This is a genomic window from Clostridia bacterium, assembly GCA_019683875.1.
Lineage (GTDB): Bacteria > Bacillota > Sulfobacillia > RBS10-35 > Bu92 > Bu92.
The window spans coordinates 1-12,862 of record JADGHN010000050.1 but is presented as its reverse complement, the minus strand read 5'-3'; the positions used below and the strand labels follow the sequence as shown (position 1 = coordinate 12,862).

Below are 12,862 nucleotides of genomic sequence, written 5' to 3'. Positions count from 1 at the left end.
CCTTCAACGGTTCATTCATCCCCTTCCCAGGAGTCATGGGCCCACCGTGTCCGAAGCGTGGTCGAGGAAGCGCATGCGCGCTTGGCCTCGCCGGCGACCCCGCAAGGGTGATCGATGGTTGCGGCGGGGCACCGCCTGCCGTATGATGGTTTCAACCAAACGTTCGTTAGGGTGAGACCGTTGCCGGCCGCCACGCGCGATCGCAGGGCCGACGTCGTCTCGGCCGCCCGGCGGCTGTTCAGCCGGAAGGGATACCACGCCACGTCGATGCAGGACCTCGGCGAGGCCCTCGGCGTGCAGCGAGGCAGCCTCTACGCGCACATCGACAGCAAGGAGGAACTGCTCTACGAGATCGTGCGCGAGGGCGCAGACGCGTTCCTCGAGGCCCTGCGCCCGGTCGTGGAGCGGCCCGCCCCGGCGGCGGAAAAGCTGCGCGCGGCGTACCGCGCGCACGTCGGCGTCATTGCCCGGCGCCTGGACGCGGCGACCGTCTTCTTCCACGAGTGGCGCTTCCTCGGACCCGAGCGGCGGGCCGATGTCCTCGCGCGCCGCGACGCCTACGAGGGGCTCTGGCGGCGCATCGTCGAGGAGGGCGTCGCGTCGGGCGAGTTCCGCCCGGTGGACGCGAAGCTGGCCGCGATCTGGCTGTTGTCGTCGGCGAACTGGCTGTATCAGTGGTACCGTCCGGACGGCCCGTCGTCCGCGGAGGAGATCGCGGACCAGTTCGCGACCCTGGCCCTGAACGGGCTTGGGGCAGGCGGAAGCCGTCCGGCGCCGCCTGCGGAGCCGCCGGGCGCGTGAGGCGCGCGGCGCGAGTCAAGGAGCACGAGGCGACGAGTCGTCGCAGACCCAATTCGAGGAGGGGGACCATGGCGGACCGGGTGGATGAGCGTGTCCAGGCCTTTGAGGCGCGGATCGCGGCCGGGGAGAAGATCGAGGCCGACGATTGGATGCCGGAAGAGTACCGGAAGCAATGCCTCCGGCTGATTCTGACGCACGCCAACTCCGAGATCATGGGCGCGCTGCCTGAAGGGGAGTGGATCACCCGCGCGCCCACGCTGCACCGGAAGCTCGCCGTGCTGGCCAAGGTTCAGGACGAGATCGGCCACGCGCAACTGATCTACCGCGTGGCCGAGGATCTTGCGCGGCCGTACGGGCTCACGCGGGAGGACTTCATCCAGGACCTGGTCGACGGGCGCGCCAAGTTCCACAACGTGTTCTCCTACCCGGCCCCCACGTGGGCGGACGTCGGCATCATCGCCTGGCTCGTCGACGGTGCGGCGCTCGTCACTCAAGGCGCGCTCCTTGACACCAGCTACGCGCCTTATGCGCGCATCCTCAAGCGGATCTGCGCCGAAGAGGCGGTCCACCTCAAGCACGGGGAGGACATCGTCCTGACGCTGGCGGGCGGCACGCGCGCGCAACGCGCGATGCTGCAGGAGGCGCTCGAGCGCTGGTGGCGCCCGCTATTGCACTTCTTCGGGCCGCCGGACGAGATGTCCCCGAACGTGGAGCGGGCCATGCGCTGGCGGATCCGGCTCAAGACGAACGAGGAACTGCGCCAGGCCTTCCTCAGCCGGTACGTGCCGAAGATCCGCGGCATGGGGCTCGTCATCCCGGACCCGGAACTGCGCCAGGATCCCGAAACCGGACGCTGGCACTACAGCGATCCCGACTGGGACGAATTCTGGCGCGTCGTCAAGGGCGACGGCCCACTCACGAAGCAGCGCCTGCAGCTGCGCCGCCTCAGCCACGAGCAGGGCCGCTGGGTGCGCGCCGCGCTGAGCCGCGCCGTGCCGGCCGCCTAAGTCGTGGAGGGGGTGCGCGCCATGCTGCGCGTCTACGAAGTCTTTGGGCAGAAGCGGAGCGGCGAGCCCCACCAGCACGTGGGCAGCCTCCTTGCGGGCGACCGCGAGCTCGCCTACGTCCTCGCGAAGGAGTGCTTCACCCGGCGTGGGGAATACGTGAGCCTGTGGGTCGTCGATCGCGACGCCATCCGCCGGACGACGGCCGACGAGGCGCCATACCTGCACCCGAGCACCGACCGCCGGTACCGTCTGGGCGAGGGCTACCGGGTCACCGTGGAGAAGTGGCGGAGGCTGCGCGCGGCGCTCGGCGACGGCGCGGCGCTGCCGGACGAGGAGTCGCCGTCCGACGAGCATGACGCCCACGAGGAGGTTCGCGCGTGAACGCCGCGCTTCGGCACTTGCTGCTGTGCCTCGCCGACGACGAGCTCGTCCTGGGCCACCGCGACTCGGAATGGACGGCGTTCGCGCCGTTCATCGAGGAGGACGTGGCGATGGCCTCCATCGCCCAGGACGAGATCAGCCACGCCTCCGTCTTCTTCAACCTGCTGAAGGACCTGGGCGGCGACGATCCGGATCGCCTGGCGTTCCTTCGGGACGCGCCGGAGTTCCGGAACGCGCGCCTCCTGGAGCGGCCGAACGGCGACTGGGCCTACACCGTCGTCCGCCACTTCCTGTACGACCTGTTCGACGACCTCCGCCTCGACGCGCTCGCCGCGTCGAGCTGCCGCGAGCTGGCGCAGGTCGTCGACCGGCTTCGCCGCGAGGAGCGCTACCACCTGATGCACGGCCGCGCGTGGGTGGCGCGGCTGGCCGGCGCGGAGGGGGAAGCGCGGTCGCGATTCGAGACGGCGCTCGAAGCGGTGCTCGCGGACGTCCCCGGCCTGTTCGAAATGACCGCGCTCGACCGCGCCGCCACCGAGGCGGGATTCTTCCCGGGCGGCGCGGCCGGCCTCGCGAGCGCCTGGGCGGAACGCGCGCGCGAGGAGCTCGCGCCCTTCGGGCTGGCGGAGCGCGTGCCCGGCGCGGCGTCGCTGCTGGCCGTCGCCGGCGGGGAGGCGCCGCGGCCGGAGGCGCTGGGCGGCCGCGAGGGCGCGCACACGGAGGACCTCGACCGCCTGCTCGGCGCGCTCGGAGAAGTGTACCGGAGCGACCCTCAGGCGGCCTGGTGACGCCGCAGCTTGCGCGAAGGGGGTGCCGGCCTTGGCGATGCCTGCGGGCGATGTGCGTGTGGACGACGTGTGGGACGCCCTGGGGACGGTGTGCGATCCGGAGATCCCGACGGTCTCCATCGTGGACCTGGGGCTCGTGGAGTCGGTGCGCTGCCAAGGCGGCCGCGTCGAGGTCGACCTGCTCCCCACCTTCACGGGCTGCCCGGCCCTGGACGTGATCCGGGAGGCCGTGGAACGGGCGGTGGGGACGATCCCACACGTGGAGCGCGTCGACGTGCGCTACCTCCTGAGCCCGGCCTGGTCCAGCGACCGCGTCACGGAACGGGGGAGAGCCGCCCTGCAGGCGTTCGGCATCGCCCCGCCCCGGCGCGAAGGCCCCGCCGCGGCGCGGCCCGCGCAGAACGTGGCCTGCCCGTACTGCGGCTCGACGGCGACGGTTCTCGAGAGCGACTTCGGCCCGACGCGCTGCCGCACGATCTACTATTGCCGGGCCTGCCGCAACCCGTTCGAGAAGATGAAGGAAGTCTGACGGAGAGAGAGGCCCGGACTTGCGCTCACCGATCCTCCCCGGCGAGGAGGCCGTCGTCGAGTTCGACGTCCGTCCCGGCATGGAAGCCGCGTTCGAGGGCCGCGTCATCCACCCCGTGCTGGCGACCTGGTGGCTCGTCCACTACATGGAATTCGCCGCGCGGCGCGTGTTGGAGCCGCACCTTGAGCCCGACGAGGAAGGGGCCGGCATCGGCGTGAACGTGCGCCATCTCGGCCCGGCGCCGGTCGGCTCGCACGTCGTGGTCCGCGCCCGCGCGACGGAATGCGACGGGCGCAAGCTCGTCTGCGAAGTCGAGGCGAGCTGCGAGCACGGGCCGGTCGGCCGCGGCACGGTGTACCAGGCCGTGTGGCCGCGGGCGGACCTGCGTGAGCGGATGCTTCGCCGGACGGAAACCACGGACCGTTGACCGCCGTCGTGGGAAGCCTCAGTTGGATGGACGCCGGGCGCCGGCGCGCGCCCTGGCCTCGAAGGGGCCGTGCAGAAGCGGTTTGCCGTCCCTGGCCGCGACGCGGCCGCCGGCGATGACGGCGCGCAGGCGAAGATCGTCGTCCAGCAGGATGAAGTCGGCGTCCATGCCCGGCGCCACGCGCCCCTTGCCCGGCAGCTTGAGGATTTGCGCGACATTCTCGGTCGCGAGCCGCAGCGCCGTCTCCAGTGGCACCCCCGCGCGCGTCACCGTGCGCCGCAGCTTTTCCCAGAGGATGTGGACCGATCCGACCTCCACCGACACGAGGTCGCCGTGCTCGTCGAAGGCCGGCAGGCTGCCGTTGCCGTCGGAACTCATCGTGACGAGTCCCGGGTCGACGCCGCTGTCCAGCAGCCGGCGCACCGCCTCGTCCGGCGGGACGGCGTCGGGGGCGTCGAGCTCCGGCGTGGCGGACGCCGTCACGTCGACGGGCACGCCCTGGCGGGCGAGTTCCGCGGCCTGCTCCAGCAGGCGCGGCTGGCGGTTCACGTGCGTCGGGTAGAACTGGGAGAGGGGCAGGTCCGTCCGCGCGACGGCCTCGACCAACGGCTCCAGGCCGGCCGGACCGTCGCCCACGTGCAGGTGAACCCGGCCGGACTTGTTCGCGAGGAAGCCGCCGATGCGCGCCCGCGCCGCGAGCCGGACGATCTCGCCAAGGTCCGCCTGCGACGCGCGCTGGTCGGCGATGGCGATCTCGCCGACACCGACGACCTCGCGGATCAGCACGATGTCGGTTTCAACGTCGCCCGTGACCGTGCGCGGGGGCACCTGGTAGGAGCCGGTGTAGATCCACGCGGACACGCCTTCCTCCTGCAGGGCGCGCGCCTTCGCCAGCAGCGAGATCACGGAGCGCGTGACGCTGTCGAAGCCCAGGAGGCCGACGATCGTCGTGATCCCGCCGGTGACGAGCGCCTCGACCGTCACCTCGGGCGCTCTCGTCGTGGGCCCGCCCTCGCCCCCGCCGCCCAGGATGTGCACGTGGCCGTCGATCAGGCCGGGCGCAAGACGCAGGCCGCGGCCGTCGATCTCCTCCCCGGGCAGCCAGGCGGGGGGCGTCGGCAGGCGGTCGGCGATGGCCGTGATGCGCCCGTGCACCGCCAGCACATCCTTGCGACCGAGGGGTTCCGGCGCGTAGACCTCGGCGCCGCGGACCCAGAGCGCCGCGCCTTCCTTCGCTTGCGTCACCCGCGTCCCTCCGTCGCCAAGTATGCCCGCCGCCCCCTGCGCGCTTGCGCCTGCGGTACAATGGGTCCCGGCGGACGCAGCCTGTCCGCCCAACCTTTTCCCAGGAGGTCCAGGAAGTGGGCGCGGTTTTCAACCCTCCGGCGGACGGTCAGCCGATCCGTTACGAAAACGGGCGGCTGCACGTGCCCGACCGGCCGATCATCCCGTTCATCGAAGGCGACGGCACGGGCCCGGACATCTGGCGGGCGTCCGTCCGCGTGTTCGACGCCGCCGTCGAGAAGGCGTATCAGGGAAAGCGGCGCATCGCCTGGATGGAGGTGCTCGCGGGCGAGAAGGCGCACAACCTCACGGGCGACTGGCTGCCGGACGCCACGCTTGAGGCGATCAAGACGTATCGGGTGGCCATCAAGGGGCCGCTGACGACGCCCGTGGGAGGCGGCATCCGCAGCCTCAACGTCACGCTGCGGCAGGAGCTGGACCTGTACGCCTGCATCCGGCCCGTGCGCTGGTTCGAGGGCGTGCCGTCGCCGGTGCGCCATCCGGAGAAGCTGGACATCGTCATCTTCCGCGAGAACACCGAGGACATCTACGCGGGGATCGAATGGCCGGCGCGTTCCGAGGAGGCGCGCAAGGTCATCGACTTCCTCGCCCAGGAGTTCGGGCGCGGCGTTCGACCGGACAGCGGCATCGGCATCAAGCCCATCAGCGAGTTCGGCTCCAAGCGCCTGGTGCGCAAGGCCATCGAGTACGCCATCGAGCACAAGCGTCCGAGCGTCACCCTCGTCCACAAGGGCAACATCATGAAGTACACGGAAGGCGCCTTCCGCAACTGGGGCTACGAGGTCGCGCGGGAGGAGTTCGGCGACGTCACCGTCTCGTGGGACGAGGTCCAGAAGGAGCACGGCGGCCGGGTGCCGGAGGGCAAGATCCTCATCAAGGACGAGATCTGCGACGCCATGTTCCAGAAGCTGCTGCTGCGGCCAGAGGACTATAGCGTCCTCGCCTCGCCGAACCTGAACGGCGACTACCTGTCGGACGCAGCGGCGGCGCAGGTCGGCGGCATCGGCATCGCGCCGGGCGCGAACGTCGGCGACGGGTACGCCGTCTTCGAGGCGACGCACGGCACCGCGCCGAAATACGCCGGGCAGGACAAGGTCAACCCAGGCTCGGTCATCCTCTCCGGCGTCATGATGCTCGAATACCTCGGCTGGAACGAGGCGGCCGACGCCATCGTGCGCGCCATGGAGCGCACGATCTCCCAACGGGTCGTCACCTACGACTTCGCCCGGCTGATGGAGAACGCGAAGGAAGTCAGGACCAGCGAGTTCGCCGACGCCGTGATCGCGAACCTGACCGTGTAGGCGGCAAGGGATTCGCGGATCGCGGCGCGAACGTCGTGAAATCGCGGTCGTGAGGAGGGCTGACGTGCGGGTCGCGGTGCTGGTCAATGCGGACAAGCCGCGCGCCATCGAGGTGGCGGGCCGGCTGGCTTCATGGCTGCGGGAACGGCAGGTGGAGCCCTTGACCACGCCCGAGCTCGCGAGCGTCGTCCCCGGCGCGGCTGCGGCGGACCCCGCGCGCTGGGGGGACGCGTCGTTCGCCGTGGTGCTCGGCGGGGACGGCACCCTGCTTCAGGCGGCTCGCCAGCTGACGCCGCACGGCGTGCCGCTCCTGGGCGTCAACTTCGGCCACCTCGGCTTCCTGACGGAACTCGAGGCCACGGAGCTGTTCGAACGCCTGCCCGATTTCCTTGCGGGCCGCTACCTCATCGACGAGCGCAGCCTCCTCGGCGCGCGCATTCTGGGGCAGGACGAGCGGCCGCCACGCCTCGCCTTCAACGACGCCGTCATCAGCCGCGTGCCCTTCTCCCGCCTCTTGCAGCTTGAGGTGTTCGCGGACGACGACCCGGTCTCCACGTACCTCGCCGACGGGCTCATCGTGGCGACGCCCACGGGGTCGACGGCGTACTCCCTCGCCGCCGGCGGGCCCGTGCTCGATCCGAGCCTGAAGGCGCTGGTCGTCACGCCGATCTGCGCGTACTCCTTCGGATCGCGCCCGATCGTGGTGCCGGCGGAACGGCGCATCCGGATCCGCCTGGCGGGGCCGGCGCGGGACGTCGTGCTCACGCTGGACGGCCAGGATTCCCGTTCGCTGGAGACCGGCCAGACGGTCGAGGTCGCGATCGTCGAGCCGCGCGTCCGGCTGCTGCGCTCGCCGGGCTGGAACTTCTATTCCGTCCTGCGCCGCAAGTGGGCGGAGGGAGCGCGGGCATGAGCGGCATCGTCCTGCGGGAACTTCGCGTGCGCGACTTCGCCATCGTCGACGAAGTGCGCGTGCCCTTTTCCGACGGATTCAACGTCCTCACGGGCGAGACGGGCGCCGGCAAGTCGATCCTGATCGACGCCCTCAGCGTCGCGCTGGGCGGGCGCGCCGCGGTGGAGCAGATCCGCCAGGGCGCCGAGGAGGCGCGCGTGGAAGCCGTCTTCGAGGTGCGGCGCGAAGACCATCCCGTCGTGGAGCAGCTTCAGGCCGAGGGCCTTTACGAGACCGGCGACGGCATCGTCGTGCTGGGGCGGACGCTGTCCGCCAGCGGCCGGCACCTCGCGCACGTGAACGGCCGGCTCGCCACCGCGCGGCTTCTGCGCGACATCGGCAGCCAGTGGGTCGAAATCCACGGCCAGCACGAGCACCAGCACCTCTTTTCGCCCGCGCGCCAGCGGGATCTGCTCGACAGCTTCGCCGGCGAGGAGGCGCAGCAGACCCGGCGGCGCGTGCGCGACGCGTTTCATCGCTGGCGGGAGATCCTCGCGGAGCGCGCCCGCCTGGCGGGCGACCCGCGTGAACGCGCGAGGGAAGAGGACCTGCTCCGCTTCCAGCTGAGCGAAATCGACGCGGCACGGCTGCGGCCGGGCGAGGAGGAGGAACTCGCCGCGCGCCGGCGCATCCTGCAGCACGCGCAACGCCTGTTCGAGGTCGCGGCGAGCGCATATCAACGGTTGGCGGAGGGCGCTGTCCCCGGCGGCGCCGTCGCGGACGCCGTCAGCGCCGTCGCGGAAGCGGTGCGCCATGCGGCGTCGATCGACGACCGTCTCGACAACGTCCGCGCCATGCTGGACGACGCGGCGACCATGTTGAGAGAGGCCGCACGCGAGCTCCGCCACTACCGCGACAGCCTGCAGTTCGAGCCCGAAGAGCTGGCGCAGATCGAAGAGCGCTGGGATCTGATCAGCCGGTTGAAGCGCAAGTACGGCGAGACCATCGAGGACATCCTTGCCTACCGCAACCAGGTGGCCGCGGCGCTGGACTCGCGGGCGCGGGACGACGAGCGGGCCAAGGCGCTCGACGCGGAAGAGGCGGCCGCGCGGGCCGAGCTCGCCTCCGCGTGCCGGGAGCTGTCCCGCATCCGCCGCGAGGCCGCGGGCCGGCTTCAAGAGAGCGTCAGCCGCGAGCTCGCCGCGCTCGCTTTCCCGGATGCCGCGTTCGTGGTGGACGTCCGCCCGCGCTGGAAGGACGGGGCGGACGGCCGCGAGCCGGACGCCGACGCGACCGGCGCGGACGACGTCGAATTCCGCCTCGCGGCCAATCCGGGCGACGAGCCGCGTCCGCTGCGCGCCGTCGCCTCCGGGGGCGAGCTGTCGCGGATCATGCTGGCGCTCTGCGCGAGCGCCGCGTCGGCGCTCGACGTGCCCGTCGTCGTGTTCGACGAGATCGACGCCGGTGTGGGCGGCCGGACGGCGCAGGCCGTGGGGCAACGCCTCGCCTCGCTCGGACGCCATCGCCAGGTTCTCTGCATCACGCATTTGGCGCAAATCGCCGCGCGCGCGCACCATCACGTCGCCATCCGCAAGCGCGTGCGGCGCTCGCGTACGGCGGTCGCCGTGACGGCCGTGCGCGGCGCGGACCGCGCGCGCGAAATCGCGCGGATGTTGTCGGGCGACGATTCGCCGGCGGCGTTGCGCCACGCCGAGGAGCTTTTACAAAACGTGGAATAGGCCTGATTGGCAGCCGCGCGCGACGTCTCCAGGATACACACGCCTTGTTCCGGGCACGTTACGCCTAGTCACGGTCCGGCAAGGCGTTTTTTCATGCATTTCGCGCCTTTCGGACCAGAAGGAGGTGAGGCAAGCGGCCCAATCCAGTCCGGGAGCGTGATGACAATTGAATCCACGCGTTCGCCGCTGGGTCGGACTCGTCCTTGCGATCGCGGTGCTGGTCGTCGGCTTCACGCCGCCATACCAGACCCTCGAGCGCCTGCCCGATCAGCTGCAGTTGACCAAGGGCAGCCAGACCGCGCTGGACCTGGCCTGGCAGCGGGGTTGGCTGGCCATCCGCGGCGACCGGCCGAGCGGGCTCGAGGTCGACGGAGCGCCGCTGGGCACGGAATGGCGGGCCCTGCGTCACGACGTCCTGCGGCTGAACGCTCGCGCGGTGGGCGTCACCCGCGTCCAGCTGGCCCTCTTGGGCTGGCTGCCGCTGCGCACGGTGACCGTGGACGTGCGGCCGACCGTCACCGTGGTGCCGGGCGGCCAAGCCATCGGCATCGTGCTGCATAGCGACGGCGTCGTCGTCGTCGACGAAGCCGGCCTACGCGACCGCGACGGGCGCGTGCGCCACCCGGCGCAGGAGGCCGGAATCCGCGTCGGCGACGTGATCGTCTCCGTCGGCGGTCAGGCGGTGACCGACAAAGAGGACGCCGCGCGCAAGATCGACGCCGCGGCCCGGACAGGTCGCGCCATCGCGATCACCGTCCGTCGTGACGGCCAGCTGCGCACGTACGCCGTGCAACCCGTGTGGGACGTGCGCGCCGGCCGGTACCTGGTCGGCGTGTGGATTCGCGACGGCGCGTCGGGCGTCGGCACCATGACCTTCTACGATCCGCAGTCGCGCCGGTTCGCGGCGCTCGGCCACGTGATCAGCGACACCCGCACGGGCGACGCCTATGCGATCCACGACGGCCAGATCGTGGAGGCGATCGTGAGCGACATCGATCGGGGCGCCGTGGGCGCGCCCGGCGAGAAGCTCGCGGTGTTCGTCGGACGCCGGCGACCGCTGGGAATCCTGGAGAAGAACACGGAGGTCGGCGTCTTCGGCAGGTTGTCGCGCGTGCCTGACGGCGGCGGCGCGGCGGTGCCCGTGGCGCTTCCGCAGGAAGTGCACCCGGGCGCGGCGGTGATCCGCACCGTGTTGCACGGGCAGAAGGTGGACACGTTCGACGTGGAAATCGAACGCGTCATCACCCAGGACCGCCCGGCCAGCAAGGGCCTGATCCTGCACGTGACAGACCCGCGCCTCCTGAGGGAGGCCGGCGGGATCGTGCAGGGGATGTCGGGCAGCCCGATCCTTCAGGACGGGAAACTTGTCGGCGCCGTCACCCACGTGTTCGTCAACGATCCGACGCGCGGCTACGGCGTTCTGGCGCTCTGGATGGCGGAGAAAGCCGGCCTCATGTCGACACCGTCCGCGGCGGCTCCGGGATCATGATCCCGGAGCCTCGCGTTTTTGACGAATGTTGGCGTCGGAATTCGTCGTTCGATTCTCGGGCGCACCGAACAGGGATGCGTCCCTACCTGTCCAAATTTTGGTCCATAATTGCAACTGCCTTGGTTGCATCTGCCAGAGTTTCCGGTCGAGAGGGAGTGGCGCATGCCCGCGATCGCCTTGCCGAAAAACGATCCGATCCGGATCCTCATCGGGGACGACAACCGCGAGTTCTGCCACATGCTGCGCAGCTACATGGCCGAACAGCCCGACTTTGAAGTGATCGGCATCGCCCAGAACGGCCGGGAGGTGCTGGAGCTGGTGCGCCAGCGGCCGGACGTTCTCGTCCTCGACATCATCATGCCGCACCTCGACGGCATCGGCGTCCTGGAGCGCCTCAGCCGTCAGATGGGCGACCAGCGTCCCAAGGTGATCATGTTGACGGCGTTCGGCCAGGAACACATCACGCAGCGGGCCGTGGCCCTGGGCGCGGACTACTACATCTTGAAGCCGTTCGATCTCGCCACGCTTGCGAACCGCATCCGCGAGGTCGTCCGCCAGCAGCCGGCGCCAGGGCCGTCGGCGCCCGCGCGCAACGTCGACCGGCGCATCACCGACGTGCTGCACGAGATCGGCATCCCGGCGCACATCAAGGGATACCGTTACCTTCGTGAAGCGATCGCGATGGTGACGGAGCGCATCGATCTGTTGAGCGCGATCACGAAAGAGCTGTACCCGACCATCGCGAAACGGAACGGCACGACGCCCAGCCGCGTGGAGCGCGCCATCCGGCACGCCATCGAGGTGGCGTGGAGCCGCGGCAACTTCGAGGCGATCCAGTCGCTCTTCGGCCACACCGTCAGCTCGGACCGCGGCAAGCCGACCAACTCCGAGTTCATCGCCATGTTGGCGGATCGGCTTCGCCTGGAGGACCACGTCTAACGCCCGTTCCCCTGCCCGAGTCCCCGGGACCGCGCCACCGCGCGGTCCCTTCGCGTTCTTGGGAATCGGGCCGCAGACCGGCGTCCACACTAAGCCGGGGGTGTGGAGCCGTGCACGCGGCGGGACCCGCGAGGGTCGGGCGGCGCACGAAGTGGCTGGCCGAGCGCTTGCGACGCGGCGACGTCGCGATCATTGACCACCGCGACCTCGACGAGGTGGCCGCTCGCTCGCTGCTGGACCGCGGGGTGCGCGCCGTGGTAAACGCGGACACGTTTCTCTCGGGACGGTATCCGGCGGGGGGAGCGCGACTGCTCGCGGCCGCCGGCGTGGCGCTGGTCGAAGCGGTGGACCCTTCGGTCCTGGATCTGCCGGACGGGGTCCTGGTGGAGATCGACGGAGCGATCGTGCGCGCCGGGGGTCGCGAGTGGCGCGGGCGCGAGGTCCCGTCGGCCGAGCTGGAGGAGCGCTGGCGCCGGGCGCATGACCACCTGCGGGCGGAGATCGCTTCGTTCCTGGCCAACACTATCGACCACGCCCGCAGGGAACAGGCGCTGGTGCTTCAACCGCTCGCCTTGCCCCGCCTCGCCACGCGCCTGGAGGGCCGGCCGGCCGTCGTCGTCGTGCGGGGCCACGCCTACAAGGAAGACCTCGCCGCGCTCCGGCCGTTCCTTCTCGACACGAAGCCGGCGCTCATCGGCGTCGACGGCGGCGCGGACGCGATCCTGCAACAGGGTTTCCGACCGGACGTGATCGTCGGCGACATGGACAGCGTGTCCGACCTCGCCCTGCGCCGCGCGCGGGACGTCATCGTGCACGCGTACCCGGACGGGCGCGCACCCGGCTCCTCGCGCGTGAACGCCCTCGGTCTCCGCGCGCACAGCGTTCCCGCGGCCGGCACCAGCGAGGACCTCGCGCTGCTCCTCGCCTACCAGGGCGGCGCCCGCCCCATCGTCGCCGTCGGCGCGCATACGAACATCGTGGACTTTCTCGAAAAGGGGCGCCCGGGCATGGCGAGCACGTTCCTGACGCGGCTGCTCATCGGCCACGCGCTGATCGACGCCAAGGGCGTCAGCCGGTTGTACCGCGGCGGCCGCCGGCCGTTTTACGTGGGGTACCTGGTCGCCGCCGCCGTGCTGCCCATCGGCGCCATCTTCGCGACGCTTCCGGTCACGCGCCTCATCGCTCGCCTGTGGTGGCTGGAACTGCGCATGACTCTGGGTTGGTGACCGATGCTGGACTTCCGCTGGTACCTGGCGACGCTGAC

13 protein-coding genes are annotated in these 12,862 nt (G+C 70.9%); 12 read left to right on the top strand and 1 reads right to left on the bottom strand.

The features are described 5' to 3' along the window. Positions 1 to 114 precede the first annotated feature (114 nt). The 6 genes from IRZ18_05515 (at position 115) to IRZ18_05490 (ending at position 3,933) form a co-directional block, all read left to right on the top strand. On the top strand, positions 115 to 801 hold the full coding sequence (locus tag IRZ18_05515; GenBank protein ID MBX5476563.1) for a TetR family transcriptional regulator: 687 nt from the start codon (positions 115 to 117) through the stop codon (positions 799 to 801). Between the two features lie 68 nt (positions 802 to 869). Then, positions 870 to 1,808 (top strand): 1,2-phenylacetyl-CoA epoxidase subunit A, encoded by a 939-nt coding sequence (gene paaA, locus IRZ18_05510; protein MBX5476562.1) that lies wholly within the window; start codon positions 870 to 872, stop codon positions 1,806 to 1,808. A gap of 24 nt (positions 1,809 to 1,832) precedes the next feature. Further along, positions 1,833 to 2,189: a phenylacetic acid degradation protein PaaB gene (locus IRZ18_05505; GenBank protein MBX5476561.1), complete on the top strand. Its 357-nt coding sequence runs from the start codon at positions 1,833 to 1,835 to the stop codon at positions 2,187 to 2,189. Further along, positions 2,186 to 2,977 carry a phenylacetate-CoA oxygenase subunit PaaC gene (gene paaC / locus IRZ18_05500; protein MBX5476560.1) on the top strand — a complete coding sequence of 264 codons (792 nt, stop codon included), beginning with the start codon at positions 2,186 to 2,188 and terminating at the stop codon, positions 2,975 to 2,977. The genes IRZ18_05505 and paaC overlap by 4 nt, the downstream gene beginning before the upstream one ends. Positions 2,978 to 3,029: 52 nt before the next feature. Further along, positions 3,030 to 3,506 (top strand): phenylacetate-CoA oxygenase subunit PaaJ, encoded by a 477-nt coding sequence (gene paaJ / locus IRZ18_05495; GenBank protein MBX5476559.1) that lies wholly within the window; start codon positions 3,030 to 3,032, stop codon positions 3,504 to 3,506. Positions 3,507 to 3,525: 19 nt separating this feature from the next. Further along, positions 3,526 to 3,933 (top strand): hypothetical protein, encoded by a 408-nt coding sequence (locus tag IRZ18_05490; protein ID MBX5476558.1) that lies wholly within the window; start codon positions 3,526 to 3,528, stop codon positions 3,931 to 3,933. Positions 3,934 to 3,951: 18 nt separating this feature from the next. Here the strand turns inward: IRZ18_05490 and IRZ18_05485 are convergent, their stop codons facing one another. Beyond that, a complete protein-coding gene (locus IRZ18_05485) occupies positions 3,952 to 5,178 on the bottom strand; it encodes a beta-aspartyl-peptidase (protein MBX5476557.1) in 1,227 nt (408 codons plus the stop codon). A 116-nt stretch (positions 5,179 to 5,294) separates the two neighbouring features. Between IRZ18_05485 and icd the strand changes: the two genes are divergently transcribed. From icd to IRZ18_05455, 6 genes are all read left to right on the top strand, one after another. Next, positions 5,295 to 6,539, top strand: a complete 1,245-nt coding sequence (gene icd, locus IRZ18_05480) for an isocitrate dehydrogenase (NADP(+)) (GenBank protein MBX5476556.1) — start codon at positions 5,295 to 5,297, stop codon at positions 6,537 to 6,539. A gap of 64 nt (positions 6,540 to 6,603) precedes the next feature. Beyond that, positions 6,604 to 7,452 carry an NAD(+)/NADH kinase gene (locus IRZ18_05475; GenBank protein MBX5476555.1) on the top strand — a complete coding sequence of 283 codons (849 nt, stop codon included), beginning with the start codon at positions 6,604 to 6,606 and terminating at the stop codon, positions 7,450 to 7,452. Then, the gene (gene recN, locus IRZ18_05470; protein ID MBX5476554.1) at positions 7,449 to 9,170 is read left to right on the top strand and encodes a DNA repair protein RecN; all 1,722 of its coding nucleotides are present in this window, start codon (positions 7,449 to 7,451) and stop codon (positions 9,168 to 9,170) included. The genes IRZ18_05475 and recN overlap by 4 nt, the downstream gene beginning before the upstream one ends. A 166-nt stretch (positions 9,171 to 9,336) precedes the next feature. After that, positions 9,337 to 10,659, top strand: a complete 1,323-nt coding sequence (spoIVB, locus tag IRZ18_05465; protein ID MBX5476553.1) for a SpoIVB peptidase — start codon at positions 9,337 to 9,339, stop codon at positions 10,657 to 10,659. Positions 10,660 to 10,821: 162 nt separating this feature from the next. After that, entirely contained in the window at positions 10,822 to 11,598 is a 777-nt protein-coding gene (spo0A, locus tag IRZ18_05460; GenBank protein ID MBX5476552.1) for a sporulation transcription factor Spo0A, read from the top strand. A gap of 110 nt (positions 11,599 to 11,708) precedes the next feature. Next, positions 11,709 to 12,824, top strand: a complete 1,116-nt coding sequence (locus tag IRZ18_05455; GenBank protein ID MBX5476551.1) for a hypothetical protein — start codon at positions 11,709 to 11,711, stop codon at positions 12,822 to 12,824. The last annotated feature ends 38 nt before the right edge of the window (positions 12,825 to 12,862 follow it).

What these genes read in the sequence shown, in the direction of transcription:
- recN (MBX5476554.1), top strand. Translation starts at nt 7,449, where the DNA reads ATGAGCGGCATCGTCCTGCGGGAACTTCGCGTGCGCGACTTCGCCATC.
- IRZ18_05515 (MBX5476563.1), top strand. Translation starts at nt 115, where the DNA reads ATGGTTGCGGCGGGGCACCGCCTGCCGTATGATGGTTTCAACCAAACG.
- spo0A (MBX5476552.1), top strand. Translation starts at nt 10,822, where the DNA reads ATGCCCGCGATCGCCTTGCCGAAAAACGATCCGATCCGGATCCTCATC.
- paaA (MBX5476562.1), top strand. Translation starts at nt 870, where the DNA reads ATGGCGGACCGGGTGGATGAGCGTGTCCAGGCCTTTGAGGCGCGGATC.